We start from the raw sequence: 14063 nt of genomic DNA on the forward strand, positions 1-14063 counted from the left end.
TTGGGAGAGATGCCGGTTCGGAGGGGGAACGGACCAGACGGCGCAGTAAGGACAGGGCAGACATGGACGCAATTACCGTAGAGCGCAGAACCGCGTGGCGCGGCCTCGCCCTGACGGCAGCCCTGCTTTCCGGGATGGCGCTTGCCAGCTGCCAGAGCGTTCCGACCGGCGAGTTCAACAACATCGACAAGGCGCAAGCCTCGAGCGAGAACATCTCCTCGCTGTCGGCGGTGATCCAGCGCAACCCCCAGGATCCGGAAGCCTACAATGTGCGCGGCTCGGCCTATGGCCGTGGCGGCCAGTACCAGGCGGCGCTGAAGGACTTCAACACCGCCATCCAGCTCAATCCGAATTTTTACCAGGCCTATTCGAACCGCGCGCTCATCCAGCGCTTCCTCGGCGACCAGGCGAGCGCGCTTGCCGACTACAACCGCTCGATCCAGATCAATCCCAACTATGACGCCGCCTATATCGGCCGCGGCAATCTCTACCGCAGGGCGGGCCGGGTGCAGGAAGCCTTCAACGATTTCCAGAAGGCCATCCAGCTCGACACGACCGACGCGCGCGCCTATCACAATCGCGGCCTGATCTACCAGAGGCAGGGCCAGCACGCCTTTGCCATCGAGGATTTCTCGACCGCCATTTCGCTGGCGCCGGACGCCTCCGAGCCCTACAATGGACGCGGCCTCTCCTACCTGGCCATGAACGACGAGGACAATGCCTTCGCCGACTTCAATATGGCCATCAAGCTCGACGGTAAGAACGCCGAGGCGTGGTCCAACCAGGCGCTGATCTACGAGCGGCGCGGCGACAAGGTCAGGGCAGCGAAATCATACCGCGAGGCCGTGCACCTCAATCCGACCTACCAGCCGGCCAAGGACGGCCTGGCCCGCACCAGCACCGGCTGAGCGGCCGGTTAATCGGGCGGCCCTTTCCGCGCCCCGACAACCCTGCGTTTACCCTTGCCTTGCTGGCGCCAAGTTGTCGGCGGAACGCTCGGCGTGCTCAGCCGTTTGTACAAGGCAATTTCGAAAGGACCCTGCCATGATCAAGAAACTCGCTTGTGCCGCCGCTCTCGCGACGACCGTCGTTGCCGCTCCCGCCAGCGCCAGCAAGCTCCAGCTCGGCGTGCTCGACTGCACCATCGACGGCGGCACGGCCTATCTCGTCACCTCCAACAAGGGTGTTTCCTGTGTCTTTCGTCCACATCGTGGCGGCCCCTCCGAAGTCTATACCGGGGTGATTTCCAAGCTCGGCGTCGATGTCGGCCGGACGCATCAGGGCCAGCTGGTATGGGCGGTTCTGGCGGCGACCCGCAATCACGATGAAGGCGACCTTGCCGGCAGCTACTATGGCGTGAATGCCGAGGCCAGTGTGGTCACCGGTGGCGGCGCCAATCTCCTGGTCGGCGGCCTCGACAGCGCCTTTTCGCTGCAGCCGCTCAGTGTCCAGGCACAGACGGCGTCAACCTGGCGGTCGCCGTCACCTCGCTGGATCTGATCCACTCGTTGAAATAGCGGCGTAGCATGGCTCCCGAGCGGCGGGGAGCGTAGGTGTCGGCCTGCGAATAGCTGCCGAAGGCTCATAGTTTCCGGCAGGCCCACTCCGCGGAGAATGGGCCGCCCTGATGTTCAAAGTTGCGGCGCTCGAAGATCACGGCATGGCAACTGTGTTCATGCCGTTATCGTGACCGAAGATTGCGGCGATCCAATATTGCTTGTCTTCGGTCTGACCAGAATCTCAACGCTTCGTGATCGTCCCCCATCGCACAATTTGAAATCCGCCACGTCAACGGCGATCACAGCCGCTTGATCTCAACTGCGGTTGAGGTCCTAGAAGTCCTCCCATACTGCGGCATGTACTCATTTGGACGTGAAGAACGCTCCAATACTTTAGACCAGCGTCTAAGAAAGCCTGGGGGGCCGGATGACCAAGACAAGCACAAACAGGGTCGACTGGCGCGCGCTGTGGGCGAGCGGCGATCTGGCGCGCTTCTGCTTCATCAGCCTCGGCATCCTGCTGCACGCCACCAACGAAACGATGGTGGCGACGGTCATGCCGGCCATGGTCGGCGAGCTCGCCGGCGTGCAACTGGTGGGCTGGTCGCTGGCGATCTACGAGCTCGGCGCCATCGTTGCCGGTGCGGCCGCCGGACGGCTGGTGAGCTATGTCGCGCTGCGCACCAACATGATGGTCGCCGCGATGCTCTATGCCGGCGGCGCGCTGGTTTGCGCCACCGCGCCTTCGATGCCACTGTTCCTCTGCGGCCGCCTGATCGAGGGGCTCGGTGGCGGCGCGCTGGTGTCGCTGGCCTTCGTCTCGGTCGAGCGGCTGTTTGCCCGCGCGATCTGGCCGCAGCTTTTCGGCGTCATGTCGGCGATCTGGGGTGTCGCCGCCTTCAGCGGGCCGGTGCTCGGCGCGGTCATGACCGAATTGCTGTCCTGGCGCTGGGCCTTCGGCGTCTTCACCCTCGGCGGCACGGCCATGGCGTTGGCAAGCTTCATCGTGCTCGACACACCGGAAGCAACAAGGCCGCAAGCGACCGGCGGCTCAGCGCCGCCCTTCCCCTTCGCAGCACTTGGCTGCCTCGCCGTTAGCGTCGTGCTGATCGCCACCGCCGGCATCGACATCGCCCTGCTGCGCTCGTCGCTGCTGCTCAGCCTCGGCCTGATCGGCCTGGCGCTGTTTATTTATATCGATGCACTGAAGCCGCGCTCGCGCCTGTTCCCGTCGCGGCTGTTCTCATGGCGCTCGCCGGTCGGCGCGGGCATGACCATGGTCGCGGCGTTCTCGGTGGCGACCTGCTCCTTTACCGTCTACGGACCGCTGCTGCTGACCAGCCTGCACGGCATCCCGATCCTGACCACCGGCTACATCATCGCCGCCGAATCGATCGCCTGGTCGATCCTGTCGATCCTCGTCGCCAATGCGCCGCCGGAACGCGAGCGGCTGATCATTGTCGGCGGTGCGCTGATGATCGCCACGGGCGTTGCTGGTTTCGCCTATACTGTGCCGGCGGGCTCGATCCCGCTGATCCTGCTTTGTGCCTTGCTGCAAGGCGGCGGCTTCGGCATCGCCTGGCCGTTCGTCACGCGCGTAATCGTGGCATCGGCGCGGGAGGGCGAGCAGACGATCGCCTCGGCCGCCGTGCCGACCATGCAGCGCATCGGCTATGCGGTGGGTGCGGCATTGACCGGCATCGTAGCCAACGCCAGCGGCTTTTCAGAGGGCCTGAACCGCGAGGCCGCGGCAAACGTCGCTGCCTGGCTGTTCCTGGCGTTTATCCCGCTCGGAATCCTGGGATGCCTTGCCGCCTTGCGGATTTCGGGGGCACCGCCAGCGAAGCTGCCGATCTCCCCCCTCGCAGGGAAGATTGACTAATGCATGTCGCGCAAAGGTGTGCAGCGGTTTTGCGGTAACGACATGCATCAAAACAAGAACCTAAAGCGCGTCACATGAGGCCGGTCGAACGCGACGCGCTTTAGACGACGACCGTCTTCAGCCGCTCGGCGATCAGTGCCGCGAGCCGCGTCGCCACCTCATCCTTGCTCATCTCCGGCCATTCCTCGACGCCGGCCTTTGAGACGATCCGCACCTTGTTGCGGTCGCCGCCCATCACGCCCGGAGCACCATCTTCATGCGAGACATCATTGGCGACGATAAGATCGGCCCCCTTTTTTGCAAGCTTGGCCTCGGCATTCCTGATCAGATCCTGCGTCTCCGCAGCGAAACCGACCACCAGCATCGGCCGCTTTTTGTGCTGCCCGACACCGGCAAGAATATCGGGATTTTCCACCATCTGCAGCGCCGGCGGCCCCTCGCCCGCCACCTTCTTGATCTTTTCCCCGGCCGAACTTTGAGAGCGCCAGTCGGCGACAGCCGCGACGAACACTGCCGCGTCGGCCGGCAGCAGCTGCTCGACAGCGTCCTTCATCTCGACGGCCGTTTCGACATGCAGCGTGGCGACGCCGGCCGGATCGGCAATGCCAACCGGACCGGAGACGAGACGCACATCGGCGCCGAGCCTGGCCAGCGCCGCCGCAATGGCGTGGCCCTGCTTGCCCGACGACCGGTTGGCGATGTAGCGGACCGGGTCGATCGGCTCATGCGTCGGCCCGGAGGTGACAATGATCTTCCTGCCTGCCAGCGGCTTTGGCCGGCCGTCGAGCAGCGCCTCGATCGCGGCGACGATCTCCAGCGGCTCGGCCATGCGGCCCTCGCCCACCTCGTTGCTCTCGGCCATCTCGCCCTTCGCCGGGCCGACGAATGCGACGCCGTCCTTGCTCAGCGCCGCACGGTTGCGGCGGACCGCCGGATGCGCCCACATTTTCGGGTTCATCGCCGGCGCCATCAAAACTCGCTTGTCGGTGGCGATGAGCACGGTCGAGGCAAGGTCGTTGGCATGGCCATTGGCGAGCTTTGCCATCAGGTCGGCGGTGGCCGGCGCCACGACCACAAGGTCGGCCTCGCGCGACAGCCTGATATGGCCGATATCGTGCTCGTCCTGCCGGTCGAACAGTTCGGTGAAAACATGGTCGGCGGACAGCGCCCCGGCCGACAGCGTGGTGACGAATTCCTGCGCCGCGGCGGTCATCACCACCCGCACTGCCGCACCGCGCTCGCGCAGCCGACGGATCAGGTCGAGCGCCTTGTAGGCAGCAATGCCTCCGCCGATGATGAGCAGGATGCGCTTGCCGGAGAGGGTCATGCCCGAGGCCAGTTCTTGTCCAATGTCATGCCGGCTTCAGCGCCGATTCGATGTCGGTATGGATGAAATCGTCACCCTTGAAAAGTAGCGGCAGGTTTCGGGTCTTGGCCAGGGCATAGGCGAAACAGTCGCCCATGTTGAGGTCAGCACGATGGCGGGATCCGCGACCGTACCGAGAGTAGGCAAGTCGTGCGACCTCGAGCTGAGCCAGATCAAAAGGAACGACCGTCAGTTCGAGGCGATCGATGAGCACCTGAAGTTCGGCGGGGTTGATGCCACCGCCGGACCGGTTCGCCACACAATGTGCCTCCAGAAGTGTTGCAGTGCTTATCAGTACAGCAGATGAGGTGCCGAAAACATCGACGAATGCAGCCGCATCCGGCTCTGCGCCGATGATTGCGATTAACGCAGACGTATCAACTGCAACGGTCACAGAAGTCCCTCATCCCACATGTGATCAGTAAGCGCCTTGAGGTCAATGGGGTGTTCTGATTTCCGTCCGAGCGCCAAGATCTCGTCACGTGACGCTTTCAGCCGCCACTCCCCGTTCTGGAGCTTGCTCTCGGGGATCGTCACTTTGCGCAAGGCATCCCGCGCTTCCTGCTCCATCGAAACGCCGCGCGCGGCAGCGCGTTCGCGCAGCACCTGCTTCACTTCGTCATCAAGATTACGGATTGTGATAGTGCTCATAGCGTAGCTCCTCGCCGTTACATAAGCGACAAGCGGCGTGATTGCAATGACAGCACTGCTGTCATTGCAATCAGAGCAGCTTCCAGGCGATATACACCAGCGTCAGCGCGATCACCCACAGCGCCAGCCGGCCGGAGCGGGTGTGGCGCGCCTCGGCTTTGCCGATCGCGTCCGCCGTCCCCTCGTCGAAGCGCAGGCCGTTTTCGGCCATCAGGTCGATCTCACGCGACAGCCGCTCGGTACGGGCTGCGAGGTCCGGCGCCTGACGGGCCAGCGCCAGCAGCGCGTTGGCGCCGTCGCGCGCATCGGCCAGCAGCGCGCGCGGGCCGAGATTGCGCGCAATCCAGCCGCTGACCACCGGCTCCGACGTCTTCCACATGTTGAAGGCCGGATCGAGTGTGCGGGCGACGCCTTCGACAACGACCATGGTCTTCTGCAGCAGCACCAGTTCGGATCGCGTCGCCATGTCGAACAGGTCGGTCACCTCGAACAGCAGCGTCAACAGCTTGGCCATCGAGATGGTCTCGGCCGGCTGGCCGTGTATGGGTTCGCCGATCGCCCGGATCGCCTGGGCGAAAGCTGCGACGTTGTGCTGGCGCGGCACGTAGCCGGCCTCGAAATGCACTTCGGCGACGCGCTGGTAATCGCGCGTGATGAAGCCGTAGAGGATTTCGGCGAGGAACCGGCGCTCCTTCCTGCCGAGCCGGCCGGCAATGCCGAGATCGACGGCGACGATGGTGCCGTCGGCTTCTATAAACAGGTTGCCCGGGTGCATGTCGGCATGGAAGAAACCGTCGCGCAGCGTATGGCGCAGAAACGACTGAACGAGGTTGGCGGCAATCGCCTTCAGGTCGTGGCCGGCGGCGGCTAGGCCGGCAATATCGTTCATCTTGATGCCGTCGACCCATTCCATGGTCAGCACGTCACGACCGGTGCGCTCCCAGTCGACCGACGGCACACGGAAGCCGGGATCGTCCTTGGTATTCTCGCCGAGCTCCGAAAAAGCCGCCGCCTCCAGCCTCAGGTCCATTTCGATTTTGGTCGTCTGGGCCAGTGTCTCGGTCACCTCGACGGGCCGCAGCCGGCGCGACGACGGGATGTATTTTTCCTGCAGCCGGGCGGCGAGAAAATAGCTCTCGAGATCGCGAAAGAAGCGGCGGCGCACGCCCGGCCGGATGACCTTCACCGCCACCCGGGTAACGACGCCGTTCTGCAGGATTTCGGCGGTATGGACCTGGGCGATCGAGGCGGCGGCGACGGCCTCGCCAAAACTGACATAGAGCTCGTCGACCCTGCGTCCGAGCGAGGCCTCTATCGCGGCGACAGCCTCGGCCTTCGGAAACGTCTGCATCTTGTCCTGCAGCATGGCAAGATCAAGCGCGATATCGTTTCCGACGACATCCGGCCGTGTCGCCAGGAACTGGCCGAGCTTGACGTAAGACGGGCCGAGCCGCACGACCGCCTTGGCCAGCCTGTCGCCACGCTCATAGGCAAGCGCGTGACGGCGGGTGAACAGCCGGGCCATGCGCCAGCCGAATTTCGGCAAGCCGAAGAGCTCGTCACCGGGCAAAGCCGCGATGACACCCTCGCGGACCAGCACCCAGCCGGCCCGCACGAGCCTGAAACCAGCGCCGATGCTGCTCATGGCTGGCTTTGCCTCGCCGATTTCCTAGACCGGCGAAGAGCACATTGAGTACGAAAGATACGGGCCAGCCTCAAAGCTTCCAGCCCGAGTGGAGCGCGGCGATGCCGCCGGAGTAGTTGCGAAATGAGACGCGCTCGAAGCCGGCGCGCGAAATCATCGCCGCGAAATTCTGCTGATTGGGAAATTTGCGGATCGATTCGACCAGATAGGAATATGGCTCGCCATCGCCGGTCACCACCTTGCCGATCCGCGGGATGGCGTTGAACGACCATGCTTCGTAGACCTTGTCGAGCAGCGGCATCTCGACCTCGGAGAATTCAAGGCAGAGAAAGCGCCCGCCCGGCTTCAGCACGCGATAGGCTTCGGCGAGCGCCACATCGATGCGGGGCACGTTGCGGATGCCGAAAGCGATGGTGTAGGCGTCGAAAGTAGCGTCGGCAAAAGGCAGTTCCTCGGCATTGGCTTCGACGAAATCGGTATTTGCCGACAGGCCCTTTTTCTCGGCCCGGTCGCGGCCGACCGCGAGCATCGAGCCGTTGATGTCGAGAACCGTTGCATGAGCGTGCCTGCCGCTCGCCTCGACGATGCGGAAGGCGACATCGCCGGTGCCGCCGGCAACGTCGAGAACGCTCCAGCCCGGCCGCTTCGGTGGATTGAGCCAGGCAACCATGGCGTCCTTCCACAACCGATGCAACCCAGCCGACATCAGGTCGTTCATCAGGTCGTAGCGGTTCGCCACCTTGTGGAAAACATCATTGACCAGGGACTGCTTGTCGCCTGGTCCTACCCGCTTGAAACCATAGGAGGTTTCCATGCCGCCCGCAGCAGTGGTTCTTTCAACCGACATCGTTTTGATCCGCCATAAAATCGGCGGGACCATAGCCGATCGATGGTGCGGGCGCTATTGTTTAAGGCGCGGTGTTCGGCCGCGCTTCGAAGCAGGTTCCGGAAAAGTGTCACACGGTTCCGACAGGAACTTGCGTCATAAGAAAAAAAGCCTGACGGGATAATTGAATGCCTTTGAAAGCAGAACTGCACTGCCACATCGAAGGGGCAGCGGCGCCTGAACTCGTCCTCCTCCAGGCTGAGAAATACGGCAAGGATGCCTCGCCCTACATCCAGGACGGCTCCTTCGTGTGGCACGACTTCACCTCTTTCCTCGCCGCCTACGACTTCTCGTCGGACCTGTTCCGCACCGAAGAAGACTATGCGCGGCTGGCCGATCACTACCTGACCAGCCTCGCCCGCGACGGCGCCATCTATTCCGAGGTTTTCACCTCGCCCGACCATGCAAGCAAGGCTGGGCTGTCGCCGAAGGCCTATACCGACGCGCTCGGCGAAGGCATGGCCCGCGCCAAGGCGAAGACCGGCATCGAAGGCCGCATGATCGTCACCGGCGTGCGCAATTTCGGTGTCGAATCGATCGAACGGGCGGCACGTTTCGCCGCCCGCTGTGGGCATCCGCTGGTCACCGGTTTCGGCGTCGCCGGCGACGAGCGGATAGGCGATCTGGAAGATTATGTCAGGGCCTTCGAGATCGCCCGCGAGGCCGGCCTCGGCATCACCGTGCATGCCGGCGAATTGATGGGCTGGGAGAGCGTCGAGGCGGCACTCGACCACATCCGCCCGTCTCGCATCGGCCATGGCGTGCGCGCCATCGAGAACCCCGATCTTGTGCGGCGCATCGCCGACGAAGGCGTCGTGCTCGAATGCTGCCCCGGCTCCAACATCGCGCTGAAAATCTTTGACAGTTTCGCTGACCATCCCTTTCCCGCCTTGAAGGCGGCGGGCTGCAAGGTGACGCTCAACTCCGATGACCCGCCCTATTTCTGGACCTCGCTGAAACGCGAATACGACATCGCCGCCGAGCATTTTGCGATGGACGACAAGGCGCTCACCGCCGTCACCAGGACGGCCATCGAGGCAGCCTTCGTCGACAGGAAGACCAGGGCAGTGCTGCTGGGCAGGCTCGGCGCCAAGGGCAGGTGAATGGTGAATGGCTCACCCGGCGCTTCGGTCCGTCAACCGCGAGCTTTGCCGCGCACCAAGGACTCGCAAACCAGTTCACTATTCACTATTCACCATTCACCATTCACTTGCGCAGTTGGAGAACACCATGAAGGGCGTCACCGTCGTCGACCATCCGCTTGTCCAGCACAAGCTGACCATCATGCGCAAGAAAGAGACTTCGACGGCCGGCTTCCGGCGGCTGCTGCGCGAGATCTCGCTGCTGCTCGGCTACGAGGTCACCCGCAACCTGGAACTGACGACGACGACGATCGAGACGCCGATCGAAACGATGGAGGCGCCGACGCTGGAGGGCAAGAAACTGGTCTTCGCCTCGGTGTTGCGCGCCGGCAACGGCTTGCTCGAAGGCCTGCTCGATCTGGTGCCGGCGGCGCGTGTCGCCCATATCGGCCTCTACCGCGACCATGAGACGCTGGAAGCGGTCGAGTATTTCTTCAAGGCGCCGGGCGACCTCGCCGACCGGCTGGTGATCGTCGTCGACCCGATGCTGGCGACCGCCAATTCGGCGATCGCGGCGATCGACAAGCTGAAAGGCCGCGGTGCCACCAACATCCGCTTCCTCTGCCTGTTGGCGGCACCAGAGGGCCTTGAGCGGTTCACCCACGCGCATCCCGATGTTCCCGTCTTCACCGCCTCCATCGACCGCCAGCTCAACGAGAAGGGCTACATCATGCCCGGCCTTGGCGATGCCGGCGACCGCATGTACGGCACCAAATAGATCCGTTTACCGATTGTTTACGCAAACGGCTGGTTTCCGCATTCGTTAAAGCGGCGAACACCATGTCGGACTAAGGATCGGCAACCACAAAGGCCGGTCCATGCTGCGCAAGCTTCTCATCCTTGGCGTGTTTGCCGGAACGTCGGCATCGCTGCCGATCGTATATCAGTCCAATTCACAGGTAATCGAGCGGCTGTTGAAATCCGCCATCGGAGCCAGGCCGGCCGACACCCAAACCGACCTGAATCTCGCCGCCGTTCGGGACAGGCCGGCGACGCCGCAGCCGCTCGGCCGCAAGGTCGTCGTCACCGCGGACGCGCGCGGGCATTTCATGTCGGCCTTCAAGTTGAACGGCCGACAGATCGACGGCATGATCGATACCGGCGCGACGCTCGTTGCCATCAACAGTTCGACCGCGCGCAGGATCGGCATCTCGCTCAATCCGACGGACTTCAGCCATCAGGTCAACACCGCCAACGGTGCGATCAAGGCCGCCGTGGTGACAATTGATCGGCTGCAGATCGGCAGGATCACCGTCGAGGGCGTCGAGGCCGTCGTGCTCGACGACAGGGCGCTGCACACCAACCTGATCGGCATGAGCTTTCTGCAGCGGCTCGAAAAATACCAGGTCGAAGACGGCACGCTGCTGCTGGTTCAGTAGGCCGTGATCCCGAACCGCAGGTCCACGCCAGCGAAAAGGGGACCGGTCGTCGGACAAGATCATGGTCCAAGAAAGATAGAGCCCATCCGATGCCATCGGAATGGGCTCTATCTGCGCGGCAGGATCCGCCGGATGACGGTTTTCTCCGTGGCCGGTTTGGAAGGGCCGATCATATAGGCCGAAAGCACGACGGCCGCGGCCGCTTCGGCATCCCCGGTATTGCGAGCATGGACCAGTGCCAGCGCTTCGCCGGCCCGCACTTCGGCGCCGACCGGCAACAGCCTGGTGATGCCGACGGCGTGATCGATCCTGTCGTCGGGCCGCGTCCGCCCGCCGCCAAGCCCGACCACGGCAAGCCCGATCTCGCGCGTCGCGATGCCGGAGACAAAGCCGTTCGCGCTCGCCTTGACCGCGAATTCCGTTGCCGCTTTCGGCAGATATTTTTCCGGATTGTCGACAAAGTCGGCGGGACCACCCAGTGCCGCCACCATGCGCGCGAAGATGGAAGCGGCGCGGCCGCCGGCCAGCGTCTCGGCGGCGCGGCGCAGGCCGTCCTGGTTGGACGACACCAGGCCTGCCGATTGCAGCATCTCGGCGGCCAACGCCAGCGTCAAGTCCTCCAGCCGCCGGTCGCGGAAGCGGCCGGTGAGAAAATCGACGGCGTTGCGCACCTCGACCGCATTGCCGGCGGCGGAGGCCAGCGGCTCGTTCATGCCGGTGACCAGCGCCGATGCCTTCAGGCCGGCGCCATTGGCGACCTCGACCAGGCTGTTGGCCAGCGCGGTTGCGTCGCGCGATTTCTCCATGAAGGCGCCGTTGCCGACCTTGACGTCCAGCACCAGCGAACCAAGGCCGGCCGCCAGCTTCTTCGACAGGATCGAGGCGGTGATCAGCGGCACCGATTCGACCGTTTCCGTCACATCGCGGATCGCGTAGAGCCTGGCGTCGGCGGGTGCGAGGTCTGCGGTCTGGCCGATGATGGCGCAGCCGGTTTCGAGCACAGTCTTGCGGAAGCGCGCAACATCCGGCTGGCTGATATAGCCGGGGATCGCATCCATCTTGTCCAGCGTGCCGCCGGTATGGCCCAGACCCCTGCCGGAAATCATCGGCACATAGGCGCCGCAGGCAGCGACGATCGGCGCCAGCATCAAGGAGACATTGTCGCCGACGCCGCCCGTCGAATGCTTGTCGGTGACCGGGCCGGGCAGATCCGACCAGTCGAGCACATCGCCGGAATCGCGCATCGCCATAGTCAGCGCAACCGCCTCGTCGCGGCTCATGCCGTTGAAGAATATCGCCATAGCGAGGGCGCCGACCTGCGCGTCGGTAACGGTGCCGGCGGTCAGGCCCTCGATGAAGAACGCGATCTCCTCAGCCGACAGCTTCTGCCCGTCGCGCTTGCGGCGGATGATTTCCTGGGGAAGCATCAGGCGTCGACCCTGTGCTCCGGAAGCCCGTCCTGAAAAACACGCTGCAGGATGGTCGCCAGCCGCGCACCGCCGACCGGCGCCATGTCCTTGGTCTCCTGGTGCGACAGCTCGGCTCCGGTCATGCCAGCGGCAAGGTTGGTCACGACCGAACAGGCGGCGACGCGCAGCCCGAGGAAGCGCGCGAGAATGACCTCCGGCACCGTCGACATGCCGACCGCGTTGGCGCCCATGACGCGCGCCATGCGGATCTCGGCGGGCGTCTCGAAGCATGGGCCGGAGAACCACATATAGACGCCCTTGTGCAGCGTGGTACCGGTGGCCTTCGCCGCCTGCTCTATGGCGGAGCGGAGACCGGCGTCATAGGCTTCGGTCAGGCCGACGAAACGGCGGTCGCTCGGTTCGCCGATCAGCGGGTTGGACCCCGAGAAATTGATATGGTCGGTGATCAGCATTACCGAGCCCGGCCCCATCCCGGGATCGACCGAACCGGCGGCGTTGGTGAGGATCAGCCTGGAGATGCCGAGGCCGGCGAGCACTTCCAACGCCGGCCGCATCGCCGCTGCGTTGCCGTGCTCGTAGTAGTGTGCGCGGCCGGACAGCATCAGCACCGGCGTGCCGGCAAAGAGCCCCGCCACCACCTCGCCGGCATGGCCGCTGACGCCGCTTCGGGGAAACCCCGGCAAGTCGGCGTAGGAGATGCGCACCGCATCCTCGACCTGGTCGACGAGCCCGCCAAGCCCTGACCCCAGCACCAAGGCGGTGGTCGGCGCCAGCCCATCCAGCCTTTCGACGAGGTGATCGAGCGCTTCCTTCATTTCAGCACATCGCCTTCAAACCCGTATGGCAACAACTCGCCCATGGTCACAGTCTCGACCACGCCGCTGTCATCGCAGAGATAGAACTTCGTTTCCGGCCGGCAGAATTCGGCCAGCCGCTGCCGGCAGCCGCCGCAGGGCGAGCATTTTGCCACGCGTTCGGCGATCACGGCGATTTCCGTGATCCTGCCGCCGCCGCCCATGACGTAGTGGCCGAGCGCGGTGGTTTCGGCGCACCAGCCCTCCGGATAGGACGCGATCTCGACATTGGCGCCGGTGAAGACACGGCCGTCCTCGGTGCGCAACGCCGCGCCGACCGGAAATTTCGAATAGGGCGCATAGGCCTTGGCCATGGCGGCTTTCGACGCTTCGAACAGATCATGAGCCATGATAGATCAGCGTTCCTTGACATAAGGCACGCCGCCGGCGCGCGGCGGGATTGCCTTGCCGATGAAGCCGGCAAGCAGGATGACGGTCAGCACATAGGGCAGCGCCTGCATGAATTGCACCGGCACCTTGCCGATCAGCGGCAGCGGCGTGCCTTGCAGGCGGATCGACGCGGCATCGAGGAAGCCGAACAGCAGGCAGGCGAACATGGCGTTGACCGGTTTCCATTTGGCGAAGATCAGCGCGGCCAGCGCGATGTAGCCCTTGCCGGCGGTCATGTCCTTCACGAAGCCGCCATTCTGCACCATCGACAGATAGGCGCCGGCAATGCCGGTGAGCACGCCGGTGCAAATCAGCGCCCGGTAACGCAGCCAGGCGACCGAGATGCCGGCGGTGTCGACCGCCGCCGGGTTCTCGCCGACAGCGCGCAGGCGGAGCCCGAAGCGGGTGCGAAACAGCACCCACCAGGTGAACGGCACGGCCAGGAAGGCGAGATAGACCAGCACGGAGTGGCCGGAGATGAGTTCCGAATAGATCGGCCCGAGAATCGGAACGCCCCTGAGCGCATCCGCGCCCGGCCAGATGATTGCTTCGAAGCGCTCGCCGGCAGCCAGCGCCGGCGTGCGCCCGCCTTGCTGGAACCAGGCCTGGCCGAGCATGATCGTCGATCCGGCGGCAATGAAATTGATCGCGACGCCGGAAACGATCTGGTTGCCGCGATGGGTGATCGAGGCAAAGCCGTGGATCAGCGCGAAGGCAACCGAGATGAGGATGGCCGTGCCGAGGCCGAGATAGGCCGAGTGGAAGACCGAGGCGGCGGCCGCACCGGCGAAGGCGCCGACAAGCATCTTGCCCTCGAGCCCGATGTCGAAGACGCCGGCCCGCTCCGAATAGAGGCCGGCGAGGCAGGCGAGCAGCAAGGGGACCGAAAGGCGGATGGTCGAGTCCAGGACTTGTACGATGGCGTTGAAGAAATCCATC

15 protein-coding genes are annotated in these 14063 nt (G+C 64.2%); 6 read left to right on the forward strand and 9 right to left on the reverse strand.

All coding sequences use genetic code 11. The features are described from left to right. The first annotated feature begins 62 nt into the window (after nt 1-62). From NKH50_RS08150 to NKH50_RS08160, 3 genes are all read left to right on the forward strand, one after another. Nucleotides 63-908 carry a tetratricopeptide repeat protein gene (locus NKH50_RS08150; RefSeq protein ID WP_352877837.1) on the forward strand — a complete coding sequence of 282 codons (846 nt, stop codon included), beginning with the start codon at nt 63-65 and terminating at the stop codon, nt 906-908. 136 nt (nt 909-1044) lie between these two features. Beyond that, nucleotides 1045-1500, forward strand: coding sequence for a DUF992 domain-containing protein (locus NKH50_RS08155; RefSeq protein WP_352877840.1), 456 nt, complete (start codon nt 1045-1047; stop codon nt 1498-1500). A gap of 426 nt (nt 1501-1926) precedes the next feature. Beyond that, nucleotides 1927-3381: an MFS transporter gene (locus NKH50_RS08160; RefSeq protein WP_352877843.1), complete on the forward strand. Its 1455-nt coding sequence runs from the start codon at nt 1927-1929 to the stop codon at nt 3379-3381. A gap of 100 nt (nt 3382-3481) precedes the next feature. Here the strand turns inward: NKH50_RS08160 and coaBC are convergent, their stop codons facing one another. The 5 genes from coaBC to ubiE all read right to left on the reverse strand — a co-directional run bounded on the left by coaBC (nt 3482) and on the right by ubiE (nt 7890). Continuing rightward, complete coding sequence (gene coaBC, locus NKH50_RS08165) at nt 3482-4708, reverse strand: bifunctional phosphopantothenoylcysteine decarboxylase/phosphopantothenate--cysteine ligase CoaBC (RefSeq protein WP_352877844.1); 1227 nt, start codon at nt 4706-4708, stop codon at nt 3482-3484. Between the two features lie 25 nt (nt 4709-4733). Further along, the gene (locus NKH50_RS08170) at nt 4734-5141 is read right to left on the reverse strand and encodes a type II toxin-antitoxin system VapC family toxin (RefSeq protein WP_352478132.1); all 408 of its coding nucleotides are present in this window, start codon (nt 5139-5141) and stop codon (nt 4734-4736) included. Beyond that, nucleotides 5138-5398: a FitA-like ribbon-helix-helix domain-containing protein gene (locus NKH50_RS08175; protein WP_254816871.1), complete on the reverse strand. Its 261-nt coding sequence runs from the start codon at nt 5396-5398 to the stop codon at nt 5138-5140. Before NKH50_RS08175 ends, NKH50_RS08170 begins: the two co-directional genes overlap by 4 nt. A gap of 70 nt (nt 5399-5468) precedes the next feature. After that, on the reverse strand, nt 5469-7043 hold the full coding sequence (ubiB, locus tag NKH50_RS08180) for a 2-polyprenylphenol 6-hydroxylase (RefSeq protein ID WP_352702726.1): 1575 nt from the start codon (nt 7041-7043) through the stop codon (nt 5469-5471). A gap of 70 nt (nt 7044-7113) precedes the next feature. Next, nucleotides 7114-7890: a bifunctional demethylmenaquinone methyltransferase/2-methoxy-6-polyprenyl-1,4-benzoquinol methylase UbiE gene (gene ubiE, locus NKH50_RS08185; protein ID WP_352702723.1), complete on the reverse strand. Its 777-nt coding sequence runs from the start codon at nt 7888-7890 to the stop codon at nt 7114-7116. A gap of 167 nt (nt 7891-8057) precedes the next feature. Between ubiE and NKH50_RS08190 the strand changes: the two genes are divergently transcribed. From NKH50_RS08190 to NKH50_RS08200, 3 genes are all read left to right on the forward strand, one after another. Continuing rightward, nucleotides 8058-9032 carry an adenosine deaminase gene (locus NKH50_RS08190; RefSeq protein WP_352877847.1) on the forward strand — a complete coding sequence of 325 codons (975 nt, stop codon included), beginning with the start codon at nt 8058-8060 and terminating at the stop codon, nt 9030-9032. A gap of 127 nt (nt 9033-9159) precedes the next feature. Further along, nucleotides 9160-9789: a uracil phosphoribosyltransferase gene (upp, locus tag NKH50_RS08195; RefSeq protein WP_254816867.1), complete on the forward strand. Its 630-nt coding sequence runs from the start codon at nt 9160-9162 to the stop codon at nt 9787-9789. 100 nt (nt 9790-9889) lie between these two features. Further along, a complete protein-coding gene (locus tag NKH50_RS08200; protein WP_352877849.1) occupies nt 9890-10450 on the forward strand; it encodes a TIGR02281 family clan AA aspartic protease in 561 nt (186 codons plus the stop codon). A 107-nt stretch (nt 10451-10557) separates the two neighbouring features. Here the strand turns inward: NKH50_RS08200 and deoA are convergent, their stop codons facing one another. The 4 genes from deoA to NKH50_RS08220 are packed head-to-tail and all read right to left on the reverse strand — an operon-like array spanning nt 10558 to nt 14062. Beyond that, entirely contained in the window at nt 10558-11877 is a 1320-nt protein-coding gene (gene deoA / locus NKH50_RS08205; protein ID WP_352877851.1) for a thymidine phosphorylase, read from the reverse strand. Continuing rightward, entirely contained in the window at nt 11877-12695 is an 819-nt protein-coding gene (locus tag NKH50_RS08210; RefSeq protein WP_352448279.1) for a purine-nucleoside phosphorylase, read from the reverse strand. The genes deoA and NKH50_RS08210 overlap by 1 nt, the downstream gene beginning before the upstream one ends. Further along, the gene (gene cdd / locus NKH50_RS08215) at nt 12692-13084 is read right to left on the reverse strand and encodes a cytidine deaminase (RefSeq protein WP_352877853.1); all 393 of its coding nucleotides are present in this window, start codon (nt 13082-13084) and stop codon (nt 12692-12694) included. The genes NKH50_RS08210 and cdd overlap by 4 nt, the downstream gene beginning before the upstream one ends. Nucleotides 13085-13090: 6 nt before the next feature. Continuing rightward, nucleotides 13091-14062, reverse strand: coding sequence for an ABC transporter permease (locus NKH50_RS08220; protein ID WP_352877855.1), 972 nt, complete (start codon nt 14060-14062; stop codon nt 13091-13093). Nucleotide 14063 lies beyond the last annotated feature (1 nt).

This window comes from Mesorhizobium sp. M1027, from assembly GCF_040318745.1.
Lineage (GTDB): Bacteria > Pseudomonadota > Alphaproteobacteria > Rhizobiales > Rhizobiaceae > Mesorhizobium.

Excerpts from the sequence above, each read along its gene's own strand:
- NKH50_RS08200 (WP_352877849.1), top strand. The coding sequence starts at position 9,890 with ATGCTGCGCAAGCTTCTCATCCTTGGCGTGTTTGCCGGAACGTCGGCA.
- NKH50_RS08210 (WP_352448279.1), bottom strand. The coding sequence starts at position 12,695 with ATGAAGGAAGCGCTCGATCACCTCGTCGAAAGGCTGGATGGGCTGGCG.
- deoA (WP_352877851.1), bottom strand. The coding sequence starts at position 11,877 with ATGCTTCCCCAGGAAATCATCCGCCGCAAGCGCGACGGGCAGAAGCTG.
- cdd (WP_352877853.1), bottom strand. The coding sequence starts at position 13,084 with ATGGCTCATGATCTGTTCGAAGCGTCGAAAGCCGCCATGGCCAAGGCC.
- ubiB (WP_352702726.1), bottom strand. The coding sequence starts at position 7,043 with ATGAGCAGCATCGGCGCTGGTTTCAGGCTCGTGCGGGCCGGCTGGGTG.
- ubiE (WP_352702723.1), bottom strand. The coding sequence starts at position 7,890 with ATGTCGGTTGAAAGAACCACTGCTGCGGGCGGCATGGAAACCTCCTAT.
- NKH50_RS08155 (WP_352877840.1), top strand. The coding sequence starts at position 1,045 with ATGATCAAGAAACTCGCTTGTGCCGCCGCTCTCGCGACGACCGTCGTT.
- NKH50_RS08160 (WP_352877843.1), top strand. The coding sequence starts at position 1,927 with ATGACCAAGACAAGCACAAACAGGGTCGACTGGCGCGCGCTGTGGGCG.
- coaBC (WP_352877844.1), bottom strand. The coding sequence starts at position 4,708 with ATGACCCTCTCCGGCAAGCGCATCCTGCTCATCATCGGCGGAGGCATT.
- NKH50_RS08150 (WP_352877837.1), top strand. The coding sequence starts at position 63 with ATGGACGCAATTACCGTAGAGCGCAGAACCGCGTGGCGCGGCCTCGCC.
- NKH50_RS08220 (WP_352877855.1), bottom strand. The coding sequence starts at position 14,062 with ATGGATTTCTTCAACGCCATCGTACAAGTCCTGGACTCGACCATCCGC.
- upp (WP_254816867.1), top strand. The coding sequence starts at position 9,160 with ATGAAGGGCGTCACCGTCGTCGACCATCCGCTTGTCCAGCACAAGCTG.
- NKH50_RS08190 (WP_352877847.1), top strand. The coding sequence starts at position 8,058 with ATGCCTTTGAAAGCAGAACTGCACTGCCACATCGAAGGGGCAGCGGCG.
- NKH50_RS08175 (WP_254816871.1), bottom strand. The coding sequence starts at position 5,398 with ATGAGCACTATCACAATCCGTAATCTTGATGACGAAGTGAAGCAGGTG.